This window comes from Prescottella soli (assembly GCF_040024445.1).
Taxonomy (GTDB): domain Bacteria; phylum Actinomycetota; class Actinomycetes; order Mycobacteriales; family Mycobacteriaceae; genus Prescottella; species Prescottella soli.
On record NZ_CP157276.1, the window covers coordinates 2,019,952 to 2,044,822 of the forward strand.

General features: G+C 68.5%; 24 protein-coding genes and 1 riboswitch. Of the genes, 13 read left to right on the forward strand and 11 right to left on the reverse strand.

From position 1 onward, the window contains the following. Positions 1-17: 17 nt before the first annotated feature. From ABI214_RS09540 to purS, 4 genes are all read right to left on the reverse strand, one after another. Positions 18-506, reverse strand: a complete 489-nt coding sequence (locus tag ABI214_RS09540) for a carboxymuconolactone decarboxylase family protein (protein ID WP_348609265.1) — start codon at positions 504-506, stop codon at positions 18-20. Further along, positions 503-1,630, reverse strand: a complete 1,128-nt coding sequence (locus ABI214_RS09545; RefSeq protein WP_348609268.1) for an NAD(P)H-dependent amine dehydrogenase family protein — start codon at positions 1,628-1,630, stop codon at positions 503-505. Before ABI214_RS09545 ends, ABI214_RS09540 begins: the two co-directional genes overlap by 4 nt. A gap of 118 nt (positions 1,631-1,748) precedes the next feature. Continuing rightward, positions 1,749-2,426 (reverse strand): phosphoribosylformylglycinamidine synthase subunit PurQ, encoded by a 678-nt coding sequence (purQ, locus tag ABI214_RS09550; protein ID WP_348609271.1) that lies wholly within the window; start codon positions 2,424-2,426, stop codon positions 1,749-1,751. Next, positions 2,423-2,659, reverse strand: coding sequence for a phosphoribosylformylglycinamidine synthase subunit PurS (gene purS, locus ABI214_RS09555; protein WP_280760017.1), 237 nt, complete (start codon positions 2,657-2,659; stop codon positions 2,423-2,425). The genes purQ and purS overlap by 4 nt, the downstream gene beginning before the upstream one ends. A 142-nt stretch (positions 2,660-2,801) precedes the next feature. Between purS and ABI214_RS09560 the strand changes: the two genes are divergently transcribed. Next, entirely contained in the window at positions 2,802-3,449 is a 648-nt protein-coding gene (locus ABI214_RS09560; RefSeq protein ID WP_348609275.1) for an MBL fold metallo-hydrolase, read from the forward strand. 14 nt (positions 3,450-3,463) lie between these two features. On the opposite strand, the gene ABI214_RS09565 is transcribed toward ABI214_RS09560, so the two are convergent. The 3 genes from ABI214_RS09565 to ABI214_RS09575 form a co-directional block, all read right to left on the reverse strand. Next, the gene (locus tag ABI214_RS09565) at positions 3,464-4,168 is read right to left on the reverse strand and encodes a DUF2334 domain-containing protein (protein WP_348609278.1); all 705 of its coding nucleotides are present in this window, start codon (positions 4,166-4,168) and stop codon (positions 3,464-3,466) included. Positions 4,169-4,277: 109 nt separating this feature from the next. After that, complete coding sequence (locus ABI214_RS09570) at positions 4,278-4,772, reverse strand: glutathione peroxidase (RefSeq protein WP_348609281.1); 495 nt, start codon at positions 4,770-4,772, stop codon at positions 4,278-4,280. 86 nt (positions 4,773-4,858) lie between these two features. After that, the gene (locus ABI214_RS09575; RefSeq protein ID WP_348609284.1) at positions 4,859-6,271 is read right to left on the reverse strand and encodes a cation:dicarboxylate symporter family transporter; all 1,413 of its coding nucleotides are present in this window, start codon (positions 6,269-6,271) and stop codon (positions 4,859-4,861) included. Between the two features lie 147 nt (positions 6,272-6,418). On the opposite strand from ABI214_RS09575, the gene ABI214_RS09580 reads away from it, so the two are divergent. From ABI214_RS09580 to ABI214_RS09590, 3 genes are all read left to right on the forward strand, one after another. After that, positions 6,419-8,056, forward strand: coding sequence for a sensor histidine kinase (locus ABI214_RS09580; RefSeq protein ID WP_348609287.1), 1,638 nt, complete (start codon positions 6,419-6,421; stop codon positions 8,054-8,056). After that, positions 8,053-8,757, forward strand: a complete 705-nt coding sequence (locus ABI214_RS09585; RefSeq protein ID WP_348609291.1) for a response regulator — start codon at positions 8,053-8,055, stop codon at positions 8,755-8,757. Before ABI214_RS09580 ends, ABI214_RS09585 begins: the two co-directional genes overlap by 4 nt. A gap of 150 nt (positions 8,758-8,907) precedes the next feature. Further along, positions 8,908-10,263, forward strand: coding sequence for an MFS transporter (locus ABI214_RS09590; protein WP_348609294.1), 1,356 nt, complete (start codon positions 8,908-8,910; stop codon positions 10,261-10,263). Between the two features lie 60 nt (positions 10,264-10,323). Here the strand turns inward: ABI214_RS09590 and ABI214_RS09595 are convergent, their stop codons facing one another. Together ABI214_RS09595 and ABI214_RS09600 are read right to left on the reverse strand one after the other, a co-directional pair. Then, the gene (locus tag ABI214_RS09595) at positions 10,324-12,441 is read right to left on the reverse strand and encodes a S9 family peptidase (RefSeq protein ID WP_348609297.1); all 2,118 of its coding nucleotides are present in this window, start codon (positions 12,439-12,441) and stop codon (positions 10,324-10,326) included. Position 12,442: 1 nt separating this feature from the next. Next, positions 12,443-13,327, reverse strand: coding sequence for a phosphoribosylaminoimidazolesuccinocarboxamide synthase (locus ABI214_RS09600; RefSeq protein ID WP_348609300.1), 885 nt, complete (start codon positions 13,325-13,327; stop codon positions 12,443-12,445). A 141-nt stretch (positions 13,328-13,468) separates the two neighbouring features. Between ABI214_RS09600 and ABI214_RS09605 the strand changes: the two genes are divergently transcribed. The 8 genes from ABI214_RS09605 (at position 13,469) to ABI214_RS09640 (ending at position 22,458) form a co-directional block, all read left to right on the forward strand. Next, on the forward strand, positions 13,469-14,908 hold the full coding sequence (locus ABI214_RS09605) for an MDR family MFS transporter (RefSeq protein ID WP_348609303.1): 1,440 nt from the start codon (positions 13,469-13,471) through the stop codon (positions 14,906-14,908). A 71-nt stretch (positions 14,909-14,979) separates the two neighbouring features. Continuing rightward, a riboswitch (cobalamin riboswitch) is annotated at positions 14,980-15,164 on the forward strand. A 31-nt stretch (positions 15,165-15,195) separates the two neighbouring features. After that, positions 15,196-16,182 (forward strand): ABC transporter substrate-binding protein, encoded by a 987-nt coding sequence (locus ABI214_RS09610; protein ID WP_348609307.1) that lies wholly within the window; start codon positions 15,196-15,198, stop codon positions 16,180-16,182. Next, positions 16,179-17,237: a FecCD family ABC transporter permease gene (locus tag ABI214_RS09615; RefSeq protein WP_348609310.1), complete on the forward strand. Its 1,059-nt coding sequence runs from the start codon at positions 16,179-16,181 to the stop codon at positions 17,235-17,237. Before ABI214_RS09610 ends, ABI214_RS09615 begins: the two co-directional genes overlap by 4 nt. Then, complete coding sequence (locus ABI214_RS09620) at positions 17,234-18,043, forward strand: ABC transporter ATP-binding protein (protein ID WP_348609313.1); 810 nt, start codon at positions 17,234-17,236, stop codon at positions 18,041-18,043. Before ABI214_RS09615 ends, ABI214_RS09620 begins: the two co-directional genes overlap by 4 nt. Further along, positions 18,040-18,795, forward strand: a complete 756-nt coding sequence (locus tag ABI214_RS09625; RefSeq protein WP_348609316.1) for a (2Fe-2S) ferredoxin domain-containing protein — start codon at positions 18,040-18,042, stop codon at positions 18,793-18,795. Before ABI214_RS09620 ends, ABI214_RS09625 begins: the two co-directional genes overlap by 4 nt. Further along, entirely contained in the window at positions 18,792-19,085 is a 294-nt protein-coding gene (locus ABI214_RS09630; protein WP_348609319.1) for a SelT/SelW/SelH family protein, read from the forward strand. The genes ABI214_RS09625 and ABI214_RS09630 overlap by 4 nt, the downstream gene beginning before the upstream one ends. A gap of 147 nt (positions 19,086-19,232) precedes the next feature. Next, positions 19,233-20,651 carry an aldehyde dehydrogenase family protein gene (locus ABI214_RS09635; protein WP_348609321.1) on the forward strand — a complete coding sequence of 473 codons (1,419 nt, stop codon included), beginning with the start codon at positions 19,233-19,235 and terminating at the stop codon, positions 20,649-20,651. Between the two features lie 28 nt (positions 20,652-20,679). After that, positions 20,680-22,458: an AMP-binding protein gene (locus ABI214_RS09640; RefSeq protein ID WP_348609324.1), complete on the forward strand. Its 1,779-nt coding sequence runs from the start codon at positions 20,680-20,682 to the stop codon at positions 22,456-22,458. A 12-nt stretch (positions 22,459-22,470) separates the two neighbouring features. Here the strand turns inward: ABI214_RS09640 and ABI214_RS09645 are convergent, their stop codons facing one another. After that, positions 22,471-23,424 carry a helix-turn-helix domain-containing protein gene (locus ABI214_RS09645; RefSeq protein WP_348609327.1) on the reverse strand — a complete coding sequence of 318 codons (954 nt, stop codon included), beginning with the start codon at positions 23,422-23,424 and terminating at the stop codon, positions 22,471-22,473. A gap of 207 nt (positions 23,425-23,631) precedes the next feature. Between ABI214_RS09645 and ABI214_RS09650 the strand changes: the two genes are divergently transcribed. Beyond that, positions 23,632-23,994 carry a hypothetical protein gene (locus ABI214_RS09650; RefSeq protein WP_348609330.1) on the forward strand — a complete coding sequence of 121 codons (363 nt, stop codon included), beginning with the start codon at positions 23,632-23,634 and terminating at the stop codon, positions 23,992-23,994. A 14-nt stretch (positions 23,995-24,008) separates the two neighbouring features. Here the strand turns inward: ABI214_RS09650 and ABI214_RS09655 are convergent, their stop codons facing one another. Then, positions 24,009-24,800 (reverse strand): 3-oxo-5-alpha-steroid 4-dehydrogenase, encoded by a 792-nt coding sequence (locus ABI214_RS09655; protein WP_348609338.1) that lies wholly within the window; start codon positions 24,798-24,800, stop codon positions 24,009-24,011. Positions 24,801-24,871: the final 71 nt, after the last annotated feature.

Below are 24,871 nucleotides of genomic sequence, written 5' to 3' on the forward strand. Positions count from 1 at the left end.
CGGGGGTCCGACAAACGTCAGCGTTCCGGCAGCACGGGCAGCATACACACCGAGTCGAGACCGAGCACGTGGTTGAGACGCCCGGAGGCGATCCACGACCCGATGCACATGCTCAGCTCGACGATCTCGCGCTGGCTGTAGTGCTCGGTCATCCGCGTCCAGAACTCGTCGTCCAGATTGTGGTGATCCAGCGCGTACCGCTCCGCGTACTCGGCGGCCAGACGGGTCCGGTCGTCGAAAGCGTCTGTGGTTCGCCAGCTCTCGACGGCCTCGAAGAACGCGTCCTCGACCTTCTCGCCGTCGCGCTCGGTGCGCCAGTCCATGCACACGATGCAACCGTTGATCTGGGCGATACGCAGCCGTGCGGCCTCGAACTCGCGCAGCCCCAGCGTGGACTCGGAGTAGACCGCCAGCGACAGCTTGGACGCCGGGATGCCGATGGCGGGCACCAGTTCGCCCCACACGTAGCCGACGGGGTCCTTGCCCTCGGGGATGTCGATTCTCATTGCTGGATCCTTCCGGTTGTCCCCAGTGTGCCCGCCGCTGCCGTGTCTGTCGCCGAAAATCCCAGTGCCGGTGAGGGCCGTAGCGGCACGTCGAGGGCGTCGTACAGTCCCGGTTCGGCGTCGACGAGCCAGTCGATCGCATTGACCAAACGTCCGACGGCGGTCGCATTGCCGCCCGCGGCCCGGCTGCCGCCCTCGTCGGTGGCCTCCACCGAGACCTCGATTCGCGGGCGGCCCTCGACGATCACGCGGTGCGCCCCGGCGCCGCCGTCAGGTGGCATGGGCCAGTCGGTGGCACACGACGGATGGATCCGGGTGACGTGTTCGACGACGATCCGCGGCACTCCCCCGACGATGCCCTGCACCTCGAACCGCAGCGCGCCCTGCGTCCCGGCTGCGAACTCGCCCATCGTGGCGGTGGTGACGTCCGCGTCGAGGGGACGGCGCTGCACGGTCTCGCGGATCTCGTCGAGGTCGACGCCGAGCGCGCGCGCCATCAGCCGAATCTGCCCGCCCCACACCATCGTCGGCACGGTCGGCGCGATCATCGGTGGCTCGTAGTCCATCGGCTGCCCCATGCCGACGAGGTAGCGCACCGAATCGGGTTGGTCGTACGTGGAGTAGTCGAAGATCTCCTGACAGCGGAGGACGTCCACGACGGACCCCAGACCGCTGAGCAGCAACGGCAGGATGTCGTTGCCCCAGCCCGGATCGACGCCAGACACGAACAGGGACCCGCCGGCGGCCCTGATCGCGTCGACGATCGGTTCGCGGATGTCGGGCGGGGCGCTGCGGTGGTCGTACAACGCGTACACCGACGGCGTCACCACGACGGCCCCTGTGCGCAGGATCTTCACGATGTCGACGAGGGCGTCGTCGGGCCGGATGTCGCCGGACGCCGCGTACACGACCGCGCCGGGGCGGGTGGCGAGGACGGCGTCGATGTCGTCGGTCGCGGCGACCCCGAGGTCTGCGCCGACGTCACCCAGGTCGCCCGCGTCCCGGCCGACCTTCGCGGGGTCGTGGACCAGGACCGCGGACAGTTCGAGGCGGGGATTCGCGTGCACCGCGCGGATCGCCGCGCGGCCGACGTTGCCGGTGCCCCAGACGACGGTGGTGATCATGCGCGGGACGCTAGCGAACACGCGGGGTTCTCGTACCCACTTCCGCACAGACGAAGGGACCCTCCGGTCGCTCACAGCGACCGGAGGGTCCCTTCAGGTCTCGGCGGGTGCCGACGGATCAGGCCGTCAGGACACTCTCGAGGACGGAGTAGAACATGCCGAGTCCGTCATCGCTCGGGCCGGTCAGCGCCTCGGTGGCGTGCTCGGGGTGCGGCATGAGGCCCACGACGCGACCGTTGGCCGACGCGACGCCGGCGATGCCGCGCTGCGAGCCGTTCGGGTTGTCGCCGGCGTAGCGGAACACCACACGGCCCTCGCCCTCGAGCTCGTCGAGCACCTGCTCGGACGCCTGGTAGCGGCCCTCACCGGACTTGAGCGGGACCAGGATCTCGGCGCCCGCCTCGTAGCGCGACGACCACGCCGTGCTGTTGGACTCGACCTTGAGCCACTGGTCGCGGCAGATGAAGTGCAGGCCCTGGTTGCGGGTCAGCGCGCCCGGCAGCAGGCCGGCCTCGCACAGCACCTGGAAGCCGTTGCAGATGCCGAGCACCGGCATGCCGCCCTCGGCGGCCTTGACGACCTCACCCATGACGGGCGCGAAGCGCGCGATGGCGCCGCAGCGCAGGTAGTCGCCGTACGAGAAGCCGCCGGGAACGATGACCGCGTCGACACCCTTGAGGTCGGCGTCGCCGTGCCACAGGCTCACGGCCTCGCCACCGGCGAGGCGGACGGCGCGGGCGGCGTCGACGTCGTCGAGCGTGCCCGGGAACGTGATGACTCCGATGCGCGCGCTCACTGGACTCGCGTGACCTTCCAGTCCTCGATCACCGTGTTCGCCAGCAGCGACTCGGCGATCGTCGCGAGCTCGTCGTCGCTGACGTTGTCGTCGACCTCGAGCTCGAAACGCTTACCCTGACGAACATCCGACACACCGGCATGACCGAGTCGGGACAGGGCCCCGACAATGGCCTGCCCCTGCGGGTCGAGAATTTCGGCCTTGGGCATGACATCGACAACGACACGGGCCACGTGCTGCTCCTCGCTATGGCTGGTTTCCGCCCGGGATCGCACCGGGCATGCAGGAGTTTACCGGGCAGCCCGGTCCGCTCCCGCACCGAGTGAACCTCCGGCGTCACCCCCACCCACAGGTGTGATCCCGCATACTCGGATCATGCGACTCACGCACTTCGGCCATTCCTGTGTCCTGGTGGAACTCGACGGAGCAAAGATCCTGTTCGATCCCGGTAACTTTTCGCACGGATTCGAGGGAATCACCGGGCTCGACGCCATCCTGATCACCCACCAGCACCCGGACCATGCGGACCCCGCCCGCCTGCCCGCGCTCGTGGAGGCCAACCCGGGCGCCGACCTCTACGCGGATCCGCAGACGACGGCGCTGCTCGGCGAGGCGTGGACCGCGGTGTACCCCGGCGACGTCTTCAACGTCGGCGAGGTCCAGGTGACCGGCACCGGTGGCACGCACGCGGTGATCCACCCGGAGATCCCGCTGATCGACAACACCGCGTACCTGCTCGGCGACGCCGAGAACCCGGCCAAGCTGATGCACCCGGGCGACTCGCTGTTCGTCCCGGAGCAGAAGGTCGACGTCCTGGCGATCCCGGCCGCCGCCCCGTGGATGAAGATCTCCGAGTCCGTCGACTACCTGCGCGCGGTGCACCCGCGGGTCGCGGTGCCGATCCACCAGGGCATCGTCGCGAAGGAGGCCCGCGGCATCTACTACGGTCGGCTCACCGAAATGGGCCCGGGCGGAACGGAATTCCGCGTGCTGCCCGAGGAGTCGAGCGTCGAGGTGTCCTGAACGGACACCTGCTGTCACGCCACCTCGCGGACACCCTCCTGGAGCGGCCAGCGGTAGACGGCCGGCTGCGCCCCGTGGTGCAGCGTGAGGTCGACGGCGTCGAGCAGCGCCTGGCGGGGCCCGGTCCGGCCGAGCTGCTTGGCGGAGATCGCCAGGCGCACCAGGCGCCCGCGCCGGGCGCCGCGGGATGCGCCGAGCACCAGCGACCGGCACCGCCACGGTTCGGCGCGGAAGCCGTCGCCGAGTCCGAGGACATGGCTGCGCACGCTGGTGCCGTGGGCCAGATCGCGGATCGCGGTCATGCCGGCGAGCAGCCGGAACCCGCTGCTCGGCAGCACCGAGACGGCGCCCGGGGACGCGACCCAGCGGGGCGCCGCGAACAGTCGCGTCCGCAGGCCCACCTCCTCGAGCACGCGGTCGGCGGCCAGCAGGCGCAGCCGGGCCTCGTGTTCGGGCAACACCGCGAACTCGGCGCGGCGGCGCTTGGTGGCGGCCTGGTCGTAGCCGTGCAGGACGATCGCATCGCCGCGGTCGCGTCGCTCGCGCAGCCAGTCCTGCGTGACGGTGTCGGCCACCAACCTGTACTTGTCCTTGAGTCGCGGGGCGACCAGCAGCGACAACGGGACGGATCTGCGGTCCATCTCGGTCGCGAAATCCGCGACCACCTGGACCGTCTCGTCTCTGATCCCCGACACCGACACGATCACCTGTCCGGTCATGGCTTCGAGGGTGGCAGCCGCAGGTGAACAGCAGACAGCGCCCGCACACACATTCGGTGGACGAATGCTCGTGCGGGCGCCGTCGGATGGTGCCCTGAGGGGGACAGACCTAGCGGGGCAGCACGGCCTCGATCGCCGCGATGACCTCGGGAGCGTCGGGCTCGGTGCGCGGACGGAAGCGGTTGGCGACGGTGCCGTCGGGGGCGATGAGGAACTTCTCGAAGTTCCACTGGATGTCGCCCGCGGTGCCGTCGGCGTCGGTGGCCTGGGTGAGCTCGGCGTACAGCGGATGCCGGTTCTCGCCGTTGACCTCGATCTTCTCCGTCAGCGGGAAGGTGACGCCGTAGGTGGTGGAGCAGAAGGTCTGGATCTCCTCCGGCGTGCCCGGCTCCTGGCCCATGAACTGGTTGCACGGGATGCCGATGACGCTCAGACCGCGCTCGGCGTACTCGGAGGCCAGCTTCTCGAGGGCCGTGTACTGCGGCGTCAGGCCGCACTTCGAGGCCACGTTCACCACGAGGACTGCGCGGCCGCCGTACTCGCCCAGGCTCGTCGGCACGCCGCCGAGGGTGTTGATCGTGATGTCTTGCAGCGGAGTCGTCATGCGCACCAACCTAGCCAAGCCCTCGGACTCGTGCTTGTCCCATGCGCGGGCCCCATGCGTCGGAAATGCCATCCGTCCCACGAACATCAGGCCTCCACCAACTCTCGCTCGGCGGTCTTCGCGGGCACCGGTGTGTCCGACGCCTCGCTCGGTGCGTCGTGATCGTCGACCATGGTCGACTCGTCGAACGGCAGTTCACCGGCGAGAACGGTGCGGACCCGGTCGGTGTCGACGGTCTTCGTCCACGTGCCGACCAGCAGGGTCGCGACGGCGTTGCCGGAAAAGTTGGTGACGGCACGCGCCTCGGACATGAAACGGTCGATACCGACGATCAGGCCGACGCCGTCGAGCAGTTCGGGCCGGTGGCTCTGCAGACCGCCCGCGAGCGTCGCGAGACCCGCGCCGCTGACACCCGCCGCGCCCTTCGACGCGATGATCATGAAGACCAGCAGCGACGCCTGCTCGGTCAGCGACAGCGGCTGCCCCATCGCGTCGGCGATGAAGATCGACGCCATCGTCAGGTAGATCGCGGTGCCGTCGAGGTTGAACGAGTAGCCGGTGGGCACGACGACGCCGACGGTGGTGCGCTCGACGCCGATGTGCTCCATCTTCGCGATGAGCCGCGGCAGGGCCGACTCGGACGACGACGTCGCGAAGATCAGCAGGTATTCGCGGGCCAGGTAGCGCACGAGCTTGAAGATCGAGACCCCGGCGACCGCGCGCAGGATGCTTCCGAGCACGCCGAACACGAAGATCAGGCAGGTCAGGTAGAAGCCGAGCATCAGCGCGCCGAGCTGGACGACGGCGCCGAGCCCGGTCTGCCCGACGACGTTGGCGATCGCGCCGAACGCGCCGATCGGTGCCAGCCACAGGATCATCGAGAGGACCTTGAACACGAGCTTCTGCACGTGACCGACGCCGCGCAGGATCGGCTCGCCCTGCTTACCCATGGCTTGGACGCCGAATCCGACGAGCAGCGCGATGAACAGGGTCTGCAGAACACTGCCCGAGGTGAGCGACGACAGCATCGTGGTGGGGATGATCGACGCGATGAAGTCCATCGTGCCGCCCGCGGCGTGAGCCTTGTCCGCCAGGGCCGCACCGGTGCTCGCGGTGTCGGCGGTGATATGCAGGCCGCTGCCGGGATCGAGGAGGTTGCCGACGACGAGACCGATGCCGAGGGCGACTGTCGACATGCCGATGAAGTAGGCGAGTGCGAGCCCGCCGACCTTGCCGACGCTCGCGGCCGCGCGCACCGATCCGATGCCGAGGACGATGGTGCAGAAGATGACGGGGCTGATCATCATCTTGATCAGGTCCACGAACATGGTGCCGAGCACGCCGAGCGACTTACCGGCCTCCGGCGCGAGCCACCCGACCAGTACGCCGGCGACGACGGCGATGATGACGCCGACATACAGCCAGTGCGTCTTGTCCCGCGGTTTCCCGGGCTGGGCAGGTTGCGCCGCGCCCAGCGTCCCTGTTGCACTCGTGCTCATGAGGTGTCCTCTGGATCGGGGGATTTCTCGGAGGTGGTGTGCGTGATCGTCGAGTGACTGCGATCACGTCGTACCGCCCGGGAGAATGCTGGTACCGATCCAGGCACCGGAGAAGTTTGTGTTCATAAGTTTCACGGGAGGACTGACGTGGCCCGGGCCGTGTCCCGCAAACCGTTGAGCGTCGCGCGGCAACTGCTGATTCTCCAGTTGGTGGTGTTGACGCTGGTTGTGACGGCGATCGCCGCGCTGACGCTCCTCGACGAGCGTCGTGACTCCGACGACGCGACCCGGCGGGAAGTGACCGGCATCGCAGAGACCCTGGCGCTGTCCGGTTCGACGATCGCGGCGCTGCGGTCGCCCGATCCCACCGCGGCCCTGCAGCCGGAGGTCGAACGGATCCGGCTGGCGACGGGTACCGACTTCATCGTCGTGATGGCACCCGATCGGACGCGGTACACGCATCCCGATCCGACACTGATCGGGATGCCCTTCGAGGGGCACATCGAGCGGGCGCTGGCGGGCGAGACGTTCACCGAGTCGTACTCGGGTTCGCTCGGTCCGTCGATCCGGGCGGTCACGCCGGTGCGGGACAACGGGCAACTGCTCGGTCTGGTGGCGGTCGGGGTGACCCGTGAACGCATCGGCGAGCAGTTCACGAAGGGGCTGCCGCCGATGATCGGGATCTTCGCGATCGCGGTCGGGATCGCCTCGATCGGCTCGGTCCTGGTGAGCAACCGACTGCGGCGCCAGACGCTGGGCCTGGACCCCGATCAGCTGCGCCGCCTCTACGAGCACCACGACGCGGTGCTGCGCTCGATCTCCGAGGGCCTGATCGTGTTCGGCCGGGACCGGGACGGCCGGGCCCGGGTGGATGTGGTGAACGACGAGGCCCGCCGCCTGTTGTGGCTGCCGGACGGCCCGATCACCCCGGAACAGCTGCCCGAGACCCTGCGCCGGATCGGTCCGGACGCCGACGAGGAACAGGACGAGGTGCACCTGACGGCGGACCGGGTGCTGCTCGTGGGACGCGCACCCGTGTTGTGGGAGGCCCGACGCATCGGCACGGTCGTGACGCTGCGCGACCACACCGAGCTGCAGAGCGCACTGGGCGAACTCGATTCCGCCCGCAGCGTCGCCGAGTCGTTGCGCGCGCAGGCCCACGAATACGCGAACCGTCTGCACACGATCGTGACGATGGTCGAGCTGGGCCGCAGCGACGAGGCGGTCGCGTTCACCACGGCCGAACTGGCGACGTCGCAGCAGCTGATCGACCGTCTCACCGCCGCCGTGCACGAGCCGGCGCTCGCGGCACTGTTGCTGGGCAAGGTGACGGAGGCGGCGCAGCAGGGCGTCGAGCTGACGGTCACCGAGGACACCGCACTCGGCCCGACCCGCGCGCTGAGCCCGCTCGAACTCGTGACCGTGGTGGGGAATCTGATCGACAACGCGATCGAGGCGGCGCGGGTGTCGGACGACGACAGCCCTTGGGTGGAAGTGACCGTGGCGGAGGAGGATTCGACGCTCGTCATCCGCGTCGCCGACAGCGGACCCGGCATGGATCCCGAGACGCTCGTGCAGGCGACGACCCGCGGCTACTCGACCAAACAGGTGGACGGGCGGCCGGCGCGCCAACGCGGCCTCGGTCTGGCGCTGGTGGCCCAGGTGGTGGCCCGGCACGGCGGCCGACTGCGCACCGAGCCCTCGCTGGCGGGCATGCTGGTGATCGAGATTCCACTGCCGACGGCGACGCGGCCGGACGAAAGCGGGAAGGACGGTGACCGATGATCCGCGTGCTGATCGTCGAGGACGAACCGTTGATCGCCGAGGCGCACCGCTCGTATGTCGAACGCGTCGAGGGCTTCTCGGTCCACGCGGTGGTACACACCGCCGGCGACGGGATGCGTGCCGTGGCCGAGGCCGCGACCTCCGACGAGCCGATCGACCTGGTCCTGCTCGACATCGGTCTCCCCGACGCGAGCGGACTCGATCTCGCGGGGGCACTGAGCGGCCTGCGCCCGAGCCCCGGGATCATCGCCGTCACGTCGGCCCGCGACCTCGACGTCGTGCGGACCGCGGTGACGCGCGGGGTCGTGCTGTATCTACTCAAGCCGTTCACGTTCGCGGCACTGCGCGACAAGCTCGAGCACTTCCGCGAGTTCCGGGCCGCGCTCCCCGCGGGCGGAACCGCAGCGAGCCAGCGCGACATCGATCGGGCGATGGCGGTGCTGCGCAGCGCCGACCAGCGCGCCACCACTCCGAAAGGTGTTGCCCCGCAGACCGCGGACCTGATCGGAGCGTGTGTGCGTGACGCCGACGGACCGTTGACGGCGGCCGAAGTCGCGACCGCGGCCGGGGTGTCCCGGGTGACGGCGTGGCGCTACCTGGAACGCCTCGCCGACGACGGCGTGCTGGAACGACGGACCCAGTACGGGCGGACGGGACGCCCCCAGGTGCGCTACAGCTGGGCGGCCTCCTCGTCGCGCTGACCGTCTGCGGCAGGCGTCGCTCAGAAGCGCCCGCCGTGTCGACCGCCCACGCGGACCGTGCCGTCGTACGGAACGCCGGATTGATGTGATGCACGGCACAATCAACTCTTTCAGTCGGCGACTGACGTGGTCGCCGACTGAAGGAGCGCAATGCAACCCCTGAACACGACGCACCCGGATCCCTCTCCGGTGGACTCACGCCGAGCTCTGATCTCCAGTTTCCTGGGATCCACAGTCGAGTACTACGACTTCTTGCTCTACGGCGCCGCGGCAGGCTTGGTCTTCCCGAAGTTGTTCTTCCCGGACACGATGGACCCCGGCCTGGGCTCCACCCTGTCGTTCGTCATCCTGCTCGCCGGATACATCTCGAGGCCGATCGGCGGCATCCTCTTCGGCCACTTCGGCGACAAGTACGGCCGCAAGAACATCCTGGTCATCACGTTGTTGATGATGGGTCTGGTGTCCGTCGCCATCGGCCTGATGCCGACCTACGCGACGATCGGTGTGGCGGCACCGCTGATCCTCGTCGCGCTTCGCATCGTCCAAGGCCTGGCCGTCGGCGGTGAGTGGGCGGGAGCCACCCTGATGGCGGCCGAGCACGTGAACGAGGAACGTCGCGGGTTCGCCGCATCGATCGCGGTCACCGGCGGGCCCACCGGATCCGTCCTCGCGACCTTGGTTCTCGCCCTCTTCTCCGGTCTCCCCGACGACGCCTTCCTCAGCTGGGGATGGCGCGTGCCGTTCCTGCTCTCCGCGGTGCTCGTGATCGTGGGTCTGTTCCTGCGCTACCGCGTCACGGAATCCCCCGACTTCGCGAAGGCGCAGGCGGCCGGCGAGGTACGCACCGGCACACCGATTCTCCGTGTGCTGAAGAAGTACCCCCGTTCCACCGTGTACGGCATTCTCGCCGCCGCGGGACCGCTGTTCATGCAGGCGCTCCTCGCGGTGTGGATGGTTCCCTACATCGCCGCCCAGGGCACGGTTCCCCGCCAGGACGCGCTCTACATGCTGACCTTCTCGAGCGTGCTGCACATCTTCGCGATTCCGTTCTTCGCGGCGCTCTCCGACCGGTTCGGACGCCGACGGGTCATGCTCGCCGGCGCGGCGATTTCCGTCGCCCTCGTCTTCCCGATGTTCGCGCTGTTCAACTCCGACAGCTACTGGCTGGTCGCACTCGGCTTCCTGGTGGGCAACCCGATCATCCAGGCGTCGATGTACGGCCCGATCGGCGCGTTCCTCGCGGAGAAGTTCGAGACCCGGGATCGCTACACGGGCGTCTCGCTGACCTTCCAGCTCGGCTCGGTCCTCGGCGCCGGAACCGCACCGCTCCTTGCCAACTGGCTGTACCGCCTCGACAACGGCGGCGGCACCGACAACATCGCGTGGTACTTCGTCGCGCTCATCGCAGTGTCGGCCCTCGCGGTCTTCCTGTCGAAGGAGACCCTGAACAGACTGCGCACCACCGCCCCGCACACGGTGGATGCGAGCGTGTCCGCCAACAGCTGACGACGCGTTCCGGCGGTGCCGCCCGTGTGGGGGCACCGCCGGAACGTCGGTGTCAGCCGATCAGGAAGCGCCCGCGGTCTCGAGCACCCATGCGTACTCGAACGCGACTTCCTTCCACTTCTCGTAGCGTCCGCTGACGCCGCCGTGCCCGGCGCTCATCTCGGTCTTGAGCAGGAGCGGAGCACCGCCGGTCTTCGTGGACCGCAGCGCCGCAACCCATTTCGCCGGTTCGACATACAGCACCCGGGTGTCGTTGATGCTCGTGATCGCCAGGATCGCCGGGTAGTCCTTGGCCTCGACGTTCTCGTAGGGGCTGTAGGACCGCATGTACGCGTACACGTTCGGGTCCTCGAGCGGGTTGCCCCACTCGTCCCACTCGATCACCGTGAGCGGCAGCGAGGGATCCAGGATCGACGTGAGCGGGTCGACGAACGGCACGTTCGCGAGGATCCCGGCGAACAGTTCCGGGGCGAGGTTCGCAACCGCGCCCACCAGCAGACCACCCGCGCTGCCGCCGTCGGCGACCAACTGCTCCGACGTGGTGCGCCCCTCGTCGATGAGATGACGGGCGCACGCGACGAAGTCGGTGAAGGTGTTCTTCTTGGTGAGCGTCTTGCCGTTCTCGTACCAGTGCCGCCCCATCTCGCCGCCGCCGCGCACGTGCGCGACCGCGAAGACCATGCCGCGATCGAGCAGCGACAGCCGCGCCACCGAGAATGCCGGGTCCATGCTGGCCTCGTAGGAACCGTATCCGTACAGCAGCGTGGGTGCCGGATCTCCGCCGATTCCCTTGCGCCGCACCACCGACAGCGGGATGCGGGTGCCGTCGTCGGCGATGGCCCACTCGCGGTGCTGCTCGTAGTCGGCGGGATCGAACCCGCCCAGGACCGGCTGCGACTTGCGCAGGACCAGTTCACCGGTCGCCAGCTGGTAGTCGTACACCCGCGACGGGGTGATGAACGACGTGTAGCCGATCCGCAGCGTCGGCTGCTCCCACTCCGGGTTGGAACCGAGACCGACCGAGAACAGTTCCTCGGCGAACTCCATCTCGGTGAGCTCGCCGTAGCCCTCGGGAGTGAGCGGCCAGATGGCCACCCGCGTCAGCACGTCGCGGCGGTAGCTGAGGACCAGGTGGTCGGCGAACGTGTCGATGTCCTCGAGCCGCACGTCGTGGCGGTGCGGAACGAGGATCTCCATCGCGTTCGGATCCGCGACCGGAGCCTGCGCCAGGACGAAGTTCTCGGCCTTCCGTCCGTCGACGACGTCGTTGTGCAGGATGAGGAACCGGTCCTCGCCCGCGATCACGGCGTGCTCGGCCGCGTACTCGACGCCCTCGCGTCGCGGCAGGATCACCCGGAAGTCGCCCTCGGGGTTCGCGGACTCGAGGATCCAGCCCTCGGTGGTGACCTTCGATCCGAGCCAGATCATCAGGTACTTCTCGCTGCGGGTGGATCCGACCGACACCCAGTAGCGCTCGTCCGGCTCGTGGAAGACCCGCACGTCCTGGTCCGGTCGGGTGCCGAGCTTGTGCCGCCACACCGTGTCCGGTCGCCACGACTCGTCCACCGTCAGGTAGAAGACGTGCTGGTGGTCGATGGCCCACGTCGCACCCGGCGCGGTGTTCGGGATCTCGTCGGCGAGCATCTCACCGGTGACGAGGTTCTTGAACCGCAGCGTGTACCGCTCGTCGCCGATCACGTCCACCGCGTACGCGAGCAGCGTGCCGTCGTGACTCACCGAGAACGCGCCGAGCGAGAAGAACTCGTGCCCCTCGGCCTCGGCGTTGCCGTCGAGGAGGACCTGTTCGCCGTCGATCGCCGTGTCGGCGGACAGCTCGGGCGGGGTCCAGTCGTCCTGTCCGGCGATCGGGCACCTGCAGTGGACGCCGTACTGCTTGCCCTCGACCGTACGGGAGTAGTACCACCACTGGCCGAGACGCGTCGGCACCGACATGTCGGTTTCCTGCGTGCGCGACTTGATCTCCTGGAAGACCTTCTCGCGCAACGGCTCCAGGTGCTCGAGTTGTTGCGCGGTGTATGCGTTCTCCGCCTCGAGGTACTCGATGACCTCCGGGTCCTCCTTGTCCCGCAACCACTCGTAGTGGTCGACGAACGTGTCCCCGTGATGGGTGCGCTCGAACGGCACCCGCTTGGCGACCGGCGGAGTCGACGCGCTCATCTCAGCCCACCCAATCCTCGAACGACAGGCCCGAGATGCGCTCGTACGCTTCGATGTACCGGGCGCGAGTGGCATCGACGATGTCCTGCGGCAGCGGCGGGGGCGGGGTGTCCGACGCACGGTCCCACCCGGATGCGGGGCTGGTGAGCCAGTTGCGCACGAACTGCTTGTCGAAGCTCGGCTGCACCTTGCCGGGCTCGTAGCCCTCGTCCGGCCAGTACCGCGACGAGTCCGGCGTCAGCACCTCGTCGGCCAGGACCAGGTTGCCGTCGGCGTCGAGTCCGAACTCGAACTTGGTGTCGGCGAGGATGATCCCGCGATCCCGGGCGAAGCTGGCGGCCCGGAAGTAGATGTCGAGCGTGTCGTCCCGCAGCTTGACGGCGAGGTCCTGGCCGACCTTGTCGACGACGGCCTGGAAGTCGATGTTCTCGTCGTGATCACCGAGCTCCGCCTTGCTGGCCGGGGTGAAGATCGGCTCGGGCAGCTGGCTGGCCTCGACCAGACCCTCGGGGAGTTCGACACCGCACACCGCGCCGGTGGCCTGGTAGTCCAGCAGCCCCGAGCCCGTCAGGTAGCCGCGGGCCACGCACTCGACCGGGAGCATGTTCAGCTTGCGGACCACCAGCGCGCGTCCGAGGACCTCCTCGGGGATGCGCTCGTCGAGCGGATCGCCCGCGAGGTGGTTGGTGCCGCCGAGCTTCTCGAAGAAGAACACGCTCATCGCGGTGAGCACCCGGCCCTTGTCCGGGATGGGCGTCGAGAGCACGTGGTCGTAGGCCGAGATCCGGTCACTCGCGACCAGCAGCAGGTGCTCGTCGTCGATCGTGTACAGATCGCGGACCTTGCCGCCGGCCAGGTGGGAGTAGGACTCGAGTGAAGGACGCACGTGGCTACCCTATCGGTCCTGCGAATCGACGCACCCCGTGGTCGGCCCCACGACAGGCCTCTCCCGGTGTGGCGGGGACGCCGCGACGGCCGGGGATAGTTAGCCTTGTTCAGAGCTAGCGATCGATCGGCGGGAGGGTGGATGGCGACCGGCACGACCGTCGCAGCCAGGGCATCGGTAGGACTGCGTTCGGAGCGCGGCCCGATCCTGCTGTCCCTGATGCTCAGCACGTCCCTGGTCGCGCTCGACAGCACGATCATCGCGACCGCGGTGCTCACGATCGTCGGCGACCTGGGCGGCTTCACCCAGTTCCCGTGGCTGTTCTCGATCTATCTGCTGGCGCAGGCCGTGTCGGTGCCGATCTACGGCAAGCTCGCCGACATGTTCGGGCGCAAGCCGGTCATGCACCTGGGCATCGCGCTGTTCGCGGTCGGGTCGCTGCTGTGCGGCGTCGCGTGGAGCATGCCCGCGCTCATCGTGTTCCGGGCGATCCAGGGCCTGGGCGCCGGCGCGGTGCAGCCGATGAGCATGACGATCGCCGGCGACATCTACACCGTGGCCGAACGCGCCAAGGTGCAGGCGTACATCGCCAGTGTGTGGGCCATGTCGGCGGTGCTGGGTCCGACGCTCGGCGGGGTGTTCTCCGAGTACCTGTCGTGGCGGTGGATCTTCCTGGTCAACCTTCCGCTGTGTGTGCTCGCGGCGTGGATGCTGCAGCGCAAGTTCACCGAGAACACGACGAAGCGAACGAACACCGGCACCCGGCCGCGCACCGACTACGCGGGCGCGGTCCTGCTCACGACGGGCGCGACGCTGGTGATCCTCGGACTGCTCGAGGGCGGCCAGGCGTGGGCGTGGGTGTCCCCGGCCGGCATCGGTGTCTTCGTGGCCGGCACCGCTCTCCTGATCGCGTTCGTCCTCGTCGAGCGCCGCGCCGCGGATCCGATCCTGCCGCTGCACATGCTCACCCGCCGGGTCCTGGTCGCGAGCAGCCTGGCGTCGATGGCGGTCGGCGCGATCGTGACGGGCCTGACGTCCTACGTGCCGACCTTCGTGCAGGGGGCGCTCGGCACGGGCGCACTGGTCGCGGGCTTCGCGCTGGCGGTGCTCAGCATCGGCTGGCCGCTCGCCGCGTCGCAGGCCGGACGTTTGTACCTGCGCGTCGGTTTCCGCACCACCCCGTTGATCGGCAGCGCCCTGGTGCTCGCCGGGTCGGTGCTGCTGACGCTGCTGTCGTCCGCGTCCGCGGTGTGGCACGTCGGAGCCGTCGCCTTCGTCATCGGGTCGGGCCTGGGCCTGATCGCCACGCCGACACTGATCGCGGCACAGTCCAGCGTCGACTGGAGCGAACGCGGGGTGGTGACGTCGACCAACATGTTCGCCCGCTCGATCGGCAGCGCCGTCGGTGTCGCGGTGTTCGGCGCCCTCGTCAACTCGCGTGTCGGCGACGTCGCCGAACCGAATCCGACCGATCTCGCCGGCGCGATCCACCTCGTCTTCCTCGGTGTCCTCGGTGTGGCCGTGCTGCTGACGCTGTCGTCGGCGCTGATGCCGAAGACGCCGAAACCGTCCACGTACTGAACCCTCGAATGGACACTCCGGGCCGTCGGAAGCGGACAAGGCGGACGGGGGCGCGGACCGGGGTCGTCTATTCTTCACGTTGTCGTCACGGTGTTCGGGAAGTCCGGTAGAAGCCGGCGCGGTACTCGCCACTGTGGGCAGGTACGTCGACTACTCGGGGTTCGACCCCAGCCACTGGATGCGCATGCATCCGGGAAGGCGTAGTCGGCGGTCATCCCTGCCGAGCCAGGAGACCGGCCGTGACGCAAACCTGCACGTTTTCCACGAGTCATGGAAGGCGGGTCGCTTTGCGCACCCACGTCACGCCGCGGATCGTCGCGGCCACGGCGATCACGATCGCCTCTGCTCTCACCCTGTCCGCCTGCGGCGGATCGTCGAACTCGGACGCCGCCGCCGCGTCGATCTCCCTGCAGAACTGCGGTCGCACCGTCACCATGCCCGGGCCCGCCGAGCGCGGCGTCACCCTCAATCAGGGTGCCACCGAGTCGGCGCTGTCGATCGGCGCGCAGGACCGGATGGTCGGCACCGCATACCTCGACGACGTCGTCGCGCCGCAGTGGCAGGCCGCGTACGCGCAGGTCCCGGTGCTCGACGAGAAGAGCTACCCCAGCCGCGAGGCACTGCTCGAGACCAAGCCGGACCTGGTACTGGCGTCGTACTCGAGCGCGTTCGGCGACAAGGGCGTCGGCTCGCAGGAGTCGTTCGACGAACTCGGCATCGCCACCTACGTCTCCCCGTTCGGCTGCAAGGACAAGTCGAAGCGGCCGCCCGTCGCGTGGGATTCGATCGCTACCGAGATCACCGACTACGGCACCCTGTTCGGCCACGAGGCCGAGGCGCAGTCCCAGGCCGCCCAGATGCGCGAGACCCTCGCGGGCGTCGAGGCCGCTGCCCCGGCGAAGGGCAGGACCATCTTCTGGTACGACAGCAAGACCACCACGCCGTACGTCGGGGGCAACGCCGGCGGACCCCAGCTGATCATCGACGCGGTCGGCGGCTCCAACATCTTCGCCGGCATCAACGGCGCGTGGGCCGACGGCAGCTGGGAGACGGTGCTGAAGGCGAACCCGGACGTCATCGTCCTGGCCGACGCCTCGTGGGACACGGCCGAGGCGAAGAAGGAGTACCTCCGCAACGATCCGGCACTGAAGGATCTGAAGGCCGTGCGTGACAACGCCTTCGTCGTGGTGCCGTTCTCGACGACCACCCCCGGCCCGCGGCTGATCGAAGGCGCGAGCCTGGTGGCCGGGCAACTAGGCGGCGAACGGGCATGAGCGTGACGACCCGGGTGCCGGCCCGGGTTGCTGCGATGCCCGCGGCCGGCTGGTCGGCGGTGCTGGTCGCGCTGCTCCTGGTGAGTTGCGCGGCCGGCGTCGCGATCGGTGCGGCCGATCTGTCGATCGGCACCGTGCTGCAGGCGATCGGCGGTCGACTCGGGATCGGCGACGGCACCGACCTGCTCACCACGCACATCGTCGTCGATCTGCGGATGCCGCGGGTGCTGGCGGCCGCGGCGATCGGCGCCGGCCTCGCGCTCTGCGGCGCCGTGCTGCAATCGCTGACCGGAAACCAGCTGGCCGATCCATACCTGCTCGGCATGTCCGGGGGCGCGTCGCTCGGCGCGGTCCTGTCCCTCACCACCGGCGCGACAGCCGTGGGCGCGTTGGGTTTCGGCGCCGTCTCGTCCACCGCGTTCGTCGGCGCACTCGGAAGCCTGCTGCTGGTGTTCGCCATCGCGACGTCCCGGTCCGGTGCGCTGATGCCCAATCGCCTCGTCCTCGCCGGAATCGCGGTGGGGCAACTCACGGCAGCCTTGACGTCGGCCCTGGTGATGCTCGGAGACCGGGACGCGGCGCGCCGGGTGCTGGACTGGACCCTGGGCTCGGTGGCCGGCGTGCGGTGGTCGGGCCTGATCAGCATTCTGATCGTCCTCGCACTGACCACGACCGTCATGCTCGCCCACAGCCGGGTGCTGGACTCGTTCGCGTTCGGTGAACGGGCCGCCGCGAGCCTCGGCACCGACGTCGAACGCTCCCGCTGGGTGCTGTACGCGACCGCGTCGCTGTGCACGGCGGCGCTCGTCGCGCAGGCCGGGATCATAGGCTTCGTCGGGCTCGTCGTGCCGCATGCGGCCCGCATGCTCGTCGGACCGCTGCACGCCCGCCTGCTTCCCGCCGTGGCCCTCCTGGGCGCACTGCTGCTGGTGTGGGCCGACATCGCGGCCCGCACCGTACTACCGGGACGCGAATTGCCGATCAGCGTCGTCACCGCCGTCGTGGGAGTCCCGGCGTTCGTGTGGCTGCTCCGCCGACGAGGAGCGCAGGCATGACCCACCACTCGCCGGAGTTCCGCGTCGACGACGTCACGTGGTCGCTGGACGGCACGACGATCCTCGACGCCGTGACGTGTCGTGCGCCGGCGGGACAGGTCACCGGGCTGATCGGCCCGAACGGTTCCGGCAAGACGTCGCTGCTGTCGGCGATCGCCCGACTCACCCGCCCCTCCCGCGGGCAGATCACGATCGACGGGCAGCCTGTGAAGGCGATGAACCGGCGCGAGTTCGCGCGGACGGTCGCACTGGTGGAACAGCATTCCGCGACCGAACTCGAGCTGACGGTGGAGCAGATCGTCGAGCTCGGCGTGATTCCGCACCGGGGCGGCTGGGCCCGGCCGGCCGCCGTGGGCATGGCCGACGTGATCACCGAGAGCCTCGCCATGGCGGGAATCTCGGAGCTGCGACACCGGTTGTGGCACAGCCTGTCCGGTGGCGAGAAACAGAAGACGCAGCTCGCCCGGGCGTTTGCGCAGCGCCCCTGCGTGTTGCTGCTGGACGAGCCGACCAACCACCTCGACGTCTCCGCGTCGCTCGAACTGCTCGATCTGATTCGCCGCCGCGGCCTCACGACCGTGGCCGCCATGCACGACCTGAACCTGGCGGCGATGTACTGCGACCACCTCGTGGTGCTCAGCGGAGGCACCGTCGTCACCGAGGGCGCGCCCGAGGTCGTGCTCACCGAGGAACTACTCGCGGACGTCTACGGACTCGACGCGATCGTGCAGCCCCATCCCCGCACCGGGCGCCCCATGGTGGTGCTGTGCAGCGCCGCCATGGATGTCGAAAGGTCTTCGCCATGAACATGATCCGACCCACTCGATGGGCGATCGTCACCGCGCCCACCGACCGCGGTGACGATCCCCGCGATCGACTCGGCGGCGCCCTCGAGGTGCTTCGGGAGCGCCACCCCGACATCGAGTTCCGCACCGCGGTCCTCGGCGGATCCGGTCCGACGATCGCCGTGGTCCTGGACGAAGCCGCCGCCGCGGGCGCAGCCGAGGTCGTCGTGGTGAGCGCGCAGACGGTCCTCGACCGCAAGATCGATGCGTGGTTCCGCCGGGTGATCGGACACTGGCTGCGGGAGCGGTCCGGGACGCCGACCCCGGACGTGCGAATCGCCGGCCCGCTGAGCGACTCGGCCGGCTACGCCGACATGCTCGGCGCCGCGATCACCGGGTCGACCGCGCCCGCGCGGACCACCACCGCTCCCCTGACCTCCCCCGCCTGGGACGAGGTGCCCGGCTTCGCACGGCACGTCCTGGTGTGCCGGGGTCCGCGGTGCTCGGCGCGCGGCGGCCCGGAAACCGCAGCGGCCCTGGACTCGACGCTCGAAACGCGCGGTCTGGGTGACGACGACGTCCTCGTCACCCAGACCGGATGCATGTTCCCGTGCTCTCAGGCACCCGTTGTCGCGGTGTACCCCGACAACACCTGGTACGGCGAGATGTGCGCCGACCGTGTCGAACGGTTCGTGGACGAGCACCTCGTCGCGGGCCGGCCGATCGTCGAGTGGCAGGGCGCTCGGCGGGAATCTGCGATCCTGGAGTCATGACGACCGCCGCGCCCCGCGTCACCATCACATACTGCACTCAATGCAACTGGCTGCTCCGGGCCGGGTGGATGGCGCAGGAACTGTTGAACACCTTCGGCACCGAACTGGGCGAGGTGGCAATGATTCCCGGTACCGGCGGGATCTTCCAAGTCACCGCAGGCGAGACACTGGTATGGGATCGCAAGCGCGACAGCGGGTTTCCCGACATCGTGACACTCAAGAAATTGGTGCGTGACGCGGTCGTTCCGGACCGGGATCTCGGGCACGCAGATCGCAAGCACAACGACTGAGCTCGGGGTCTTGACGGTCACTCGATCAGCGACCACTGTTGATCAGAGACATATGGGGCGATACCGCACCCAGTGAAACGGCCGACCCCCGTCGCGCGTCGGCCGCACCGATACAGCTGTGCCACCGCACGATGGAGCTGAGGCGTCATGACCACCGACGAGGTAGAGACCCGCGCAATCGATTCGGATACCACTGACGCAATCACCGGCGTCGTTGCCGGGCTACGAGATATCCACGCGAGCGGACGCACCAGAACCGCGCGGTGGCGGATCGAGCAACTGCGCGGCATCGAACGAATGCTGGACGAGCGCGAGGACGAGATCACCCGCGCCCTCGCCGAGGATCTGGGTCGCGATCCCTTCGAGTCCTGGATGACCGACATTCTCGACCTGAAAATCGAGGCCAGGCATGCTCGTAAACACCTGCGACGATGGATGCGCAACCGACCGCAACTGCTGCCGCTGAATCAGATGCCGGCGTTGGGATGGGTGCAGTACGAACCGCTCGGCGTGGTGCTCGTCATCGGCGCCTGGAATGTCCCGGTGCTGGTCACGCTGGGACCGCTGATCAATGCCGTGTCGGCGGGGAACTGTGTGGTGGTCAAGCCATCCGAACTCGTCCCCGCATCGTCGCGATTGCTGGCCCGCATGCTCCCCGAGTACGTCGATCCCAAGGCCGTCGCGGTGGTCGAGGGCGACGGTCGGACCACCCAAGCCCTGCTCGCACAGGGATTCGATCACGCGGTCTTCACCGGCGGCACCGAGATCGCCCGCAAGATCCTCGCCGGGGCCGCGCCGCACCTGACGCCGGTGACCCTCGAACTCGGCGGCAAGGATCCGGTGATCGTCATGGACGACGCGGACCTCGCCGTCGCCGCCCGCCGCATCGCCTGGACCAAGGTTTTCGCCTCCGGGCAAGCCTGCCTCGAGGCCGACTACGTCTTGGCGGCGCGTACCGTCCGGGACGAGCTGGTACAGCACCTGGTCCACAGCCTCGAAGAGTTCCGTTCGGAGGGATCACCGCGGGGCCTGCGCATCGTCAACAAACGCCAGTTCGACCGACTGGCCGGGTACCTCGCCGGCACCAGGGCGAGGGTTGCGTACGGCGGCGGTTGCGATCGGGCGACACTGACCGTCGAGCCGACCGTGCTGGTGGACCCGAGCCCCGACGAACCGATCATGCGGGAGGAGATCTTCGGGCCGATCCTGCCGGTGCTCGCCGTCGACTCGTTGGACGAGGCCATCGATTTCGTGAAGGCACGACCGAAGCCGCTCGCCTCCTACATCTTCACGAAGTCGCCGCGGACGCGCCGCCGGTTCCTCTCCGAGATCAGCTCCGGCGCAGCGGTGGTCAATCATCTCGCCTACCACGTCGTCGCACCCCAGCTCCCGCTCGGCGGCGTCGGCTCCAGCGGCATGGGGCGGTACCACGGCCGGTGGGGCTTCGAAGAGCTCAGCCACCGGAAGGCCGTGCTGGTCAAGCCGTTCCGACCCGATCCCCGCTTCGCCTACCCACCCTACGGCGACCGGGCGCGCAAGCTGATCCGGCGGCTGTACCGGGCCTGAGGGCAGGCGTGGAGCAGGGAGGGCCACAATGAACGCGAGCACCGCCCCCCGGACTCTCTGCGAGGCCTTCCAGCGCACCGCCGCAATCCACCCGGACGCCGTGGCGCTCCGCACCCCCGGCGACACCGTCGTCGTCACCTGGCGCGAGTACGCACAGCGGGTCCGCCGGATCGCCGCCGGCCTGGCGAAACTCGGTGTCCGCCACGGTGACACCGTCGGCATCATGCTCACCAACCGGCCCGAGTTCCATCTGGCCGACACCGGCGCGCTGCACGCGGGCGCGACCCCGTTCTCGGTGTACAACACGCTCGCCCCCGAGCAGCTGAACTACGTGCTCACCAATGCCGGAAACCGAATCATGTTCTGCGAGGACCAGTTCCTGCCCGTCGTACGGAGAGCAGCCGAAGGCACCGCCGTCAAACGGATCATCTGCGTGGACGGCGCGCCCGGGGGCACCACCAGCTTGGAGGGGCTCGAGTCGGTCGGCGAGCGGGACTTCGACTTCGAGGCCTCATGGCGCGCCGTCGAACCTTCCGACGTGCTCACCCTCGTCTACACCTCCGGCACCACTGGGCCGCCGAAGGGCGTGGAGTTGACACACGCGAACCTGCTCGCAGGGATCGACGCGGCGAGTCGCGTACTACCCATCGGACCCGAGGACCGCATAGTCTCCTTCCTGCCGGACGCGCATATGGCCAACCGTTTCGGTACTCACTACGTCTCCATCACCAACGGCGTGCAGGTCATCACCCTGGCGGATATCAAGCAGGCGGTCACCGTGTTGCCCGAGGTCCGGCCGACGGCCTTCTTCGCAGTGCCGCATGTCTGGTACAAGATCAAGGCTGCGATCGAACTGGCGCTCGCCGAGGAGTCGAGCCCGGTCAAGAAGCGGCTCGCTCAGTGGGCGATCGGGGTCGGCAGGACAAGGGCCCGCCTGGAGTCGGACGGCAGGTCGGTGCCGCGGAGCCTGGCGCTGCAGCACCAGTTCGCGGACCGGCTCGTGCTGCGCCCCATCCGTAGGAAGATCGGAATGGACCAGGTGCGTTGGGCCGTGTCCGGAGCGGCGGCCATCTCGCCTGACGTCCTCGAGTTCGTACTCGGACTCGGTATCCCGTGCAGCGAGTCGTGGGGCATGTCCGAGCTGACCTGCATCGTGACCGTCAACCGCCCGGGAGCCATCCGGATCGGCACCGTAGGGCAGGCGGTCCCCGGCTCGAAGCTTCGGCTCGCCGAAGACGGCGAACTCCTGGTCTCCGGTCCACTGGTGATGAAGGGCTACCGGGGCGACCCGGCGAAGACGGCCGCGGCCATCGATGCAGATGGTTGGCTGCATACCGGCGACATCGCGACTATCGACGAGGACGGCTACGTCCGGATCGTGGACCGGAAGAAGGAACTGATCATCAACGCGGCGGGCAAGAACATGTCGCCGTCGAACATCGAGGGCACCATCCGCGCGGCCAGCCCGCTGATCGGCGGCGCGGCGGTGATCGGCAACGACCGCCCCTACGTCGTCGCCCTGCTGACGCTGGACCCCGACGCCGCGGCCGCCTTCGCGACCCGCAACGGCATCGAGGACGGCTCTCCCGGAGATCTCGCGTCGAACCCATTGGTACGCACAGAGATCGACCGCGCGATCGCGGCAGCCAACGCACTGCTCTCCCGCGTCGAGCAGATCAAGAAATACACCCTGCTACCGACGATCTGGGAGCCCGGCGGCGACGAGTTCACCCCGACGATGAAGCTGCGGCGCAAACCCATCGACGCCAAGTACGCGCGCGAGATCGAGTCGCTGTACGCGGGGTGAGGATCCAACGGTTCACGCGGCGACAGCGCGGAACGCGGTGGGACTCATGCCGTAACGGACGGTGAAGGCCCGGCTGAACGCCGCCAGGTCGGCGAACCCGAACCGGGAGATGATCTCCGAGATCGTCGCCTTCGGACGCGCGATCAGTGCCTGCCGGCACCGCTCCAGCCGACGCCCGCGGATCCACTGTGCGACGGTGTGGCCTTCACCCGCGAACAGTCGGTGCAGGGTGCGCGTGGAGATGTAGAACTCGGCGGCGATCGTCTGGGGTCCCAGTCGCGGATCCGCCAGGTTCTCCTCGATGAACTCGAGGATCCGCAGCAGCAAGTCCGGCTGCGACGGCTCCGCGGTGTCGGTGCACTGCTCGAGCCCGACGGTGACGGTGAGGGCGGCAAGTTCGTCGGCGAACCGCATTGCGTTCCGGGCGGACACGTCGACGTCCTGCGATGCGACGCCGGACAGCGTCCTCGACAACAGGCCGGTCAGCCCCGAGTCGCCGCGCATGGTTCGCGCGGTGAGTCGCTCGGATTCGCCGTCCGCCAACTCGATTCGATTTCGATCCCAGGTGAAGACCATCACGTTCCAGTCCCCTGGGAAGTCCCAACGGAACGGACGTGCGGTCTCGTACACGGCGAAATCACCCTTCGTGAGCCGGCAGGTCCGACCGTCCTGAGTCAGCTGCGCGGTGCCTCCCGTGATCAGACCGACGTGGAACAGCTGGGTCGACTCAGCCGAAACCATCCGGTTCGTCCGGAGCACCGACTGCCCACTGGCCTTCAACTCGGCCGCGGACAGGTGGCCGAGGTTCTTGAGCTCGACGTGGCCGCGACACGAGTCCCGGTCGGAGGGAAGGATGTCTACGGACACGAACCATTCGCGCAGCAGGTCCGTCCAGGCGATCGCCGTCTCCGCCGACGCACTGCGGGTGTCCGCCGGTGAGCGGAGACCGAGCTCCCGATCCTCCATGGCGACCGCTTCACTCTTCTCGGTGGCGTTCGGTATCTACAGATCGAGAATCGTTCCACCACAACGAGACAACCGGTCTGTTCTGCGCCGTTTCGGTGCTTCTGACACTCAAACACAATCACGTGGCGCTCACAACCAACCCCGGTAGGCGCTGCGGCCGACATGATTGCTGTTGCAAGGACACGGAACGTCACGGGAAGTAGTTCGATGCTTGAGAGTCTTACCTCGCACACCCAGATCGGGCAGGCCGGCGACTACGACACCCCCGCATGGGGCCCGCTGCCGCCGGTCGACCCGATCCACCCGGACCTGGACACCTCCGACCTCGGCGAGATCCGCGAGTTCACCCGCGGAACGATCGTCTCGGCACGGCAGCCCTTACCGACGCCGCCCGGCCACCAGCGCGGCGAGCCGACCCCGGCGGTGATCGCCGTGGTGGAGATCGATGACGGCACCTGGATCTGCGCCTGGATCGTGGGGTGCACGTACGACGTGTGCGCCCCAGCGTCCCGGGTGACGGCCGAACCGGACCGGGCCCACGACGGCCTGCCCGTCTTCCGCCTCCACTGACCGGCGCAGCAGATTCAGACCACGCCCGGAATCAGTGCCTTCCGGTCGGTCGGGTACTCGTCGAACTTCTCCTGATACCACTTGTGCGTCGCCAGCGCCCGGGGGATGAGGTTACCGGCGGTGATGAGGAAGATGACCACGCCGGCCAGCGACCAAGTCAGCAACGCGAAGCCGGCCCAGGCGATCAGCTCGCCGAGATACGCAGGGCTGGAGACGAATCGGAAGCCGCCACCCATCGGGATGCGGTACTCGGTGGCTCCGGGGTTGTTCTTGTCGCGCAGGTTGCGGACGATCGACTCGGAGCTCACCAGCAGCGCGAAGCCGCTCAGGTAGATCACCAAACCGACCAGGAACCGCGGATCGGTGAGCCACTCGGTGCCGTACTGGTGCATGTAGTCGTGGCTGAAGAAGGCGCCGTTGAGGTAGCCGTGCATGCACGTCACCAGCATGCCCATACCGATGACGGAGACGTTGAACGTGCTGCGCTTGCCCGGGACCTGCCGGATCGACAGCGGGAAGAACCAGCCACGGTTTGCGTAGTGCAGCAGCCACACCGCCGCCAGCACCATCGACGTGGGCTCGAACCGGTTGGGGCCGGTGAGGTAGAAGACTGCGAACACGACGGTCGCGGGAATCTCCATCAGCCACCACCCGAGCTTCGGGTTCAGGTTGAAGCCGAGATTCGTCGACGAGAAGCGGCCGTACGAGCTCTGCGCAAAGAACCCCCCGACGATCACGAACGCCGCGAAGGCGAACGCGCAGGTCAGGACGGTGTCATAGACGGTGTTACCGGTATACCAGTGCATCGAAATCCTTCGGTGAGCGCGGTCGGCACAGCGCGCGTCACTCGGCCACACCCACCACGAACCATCAGCAA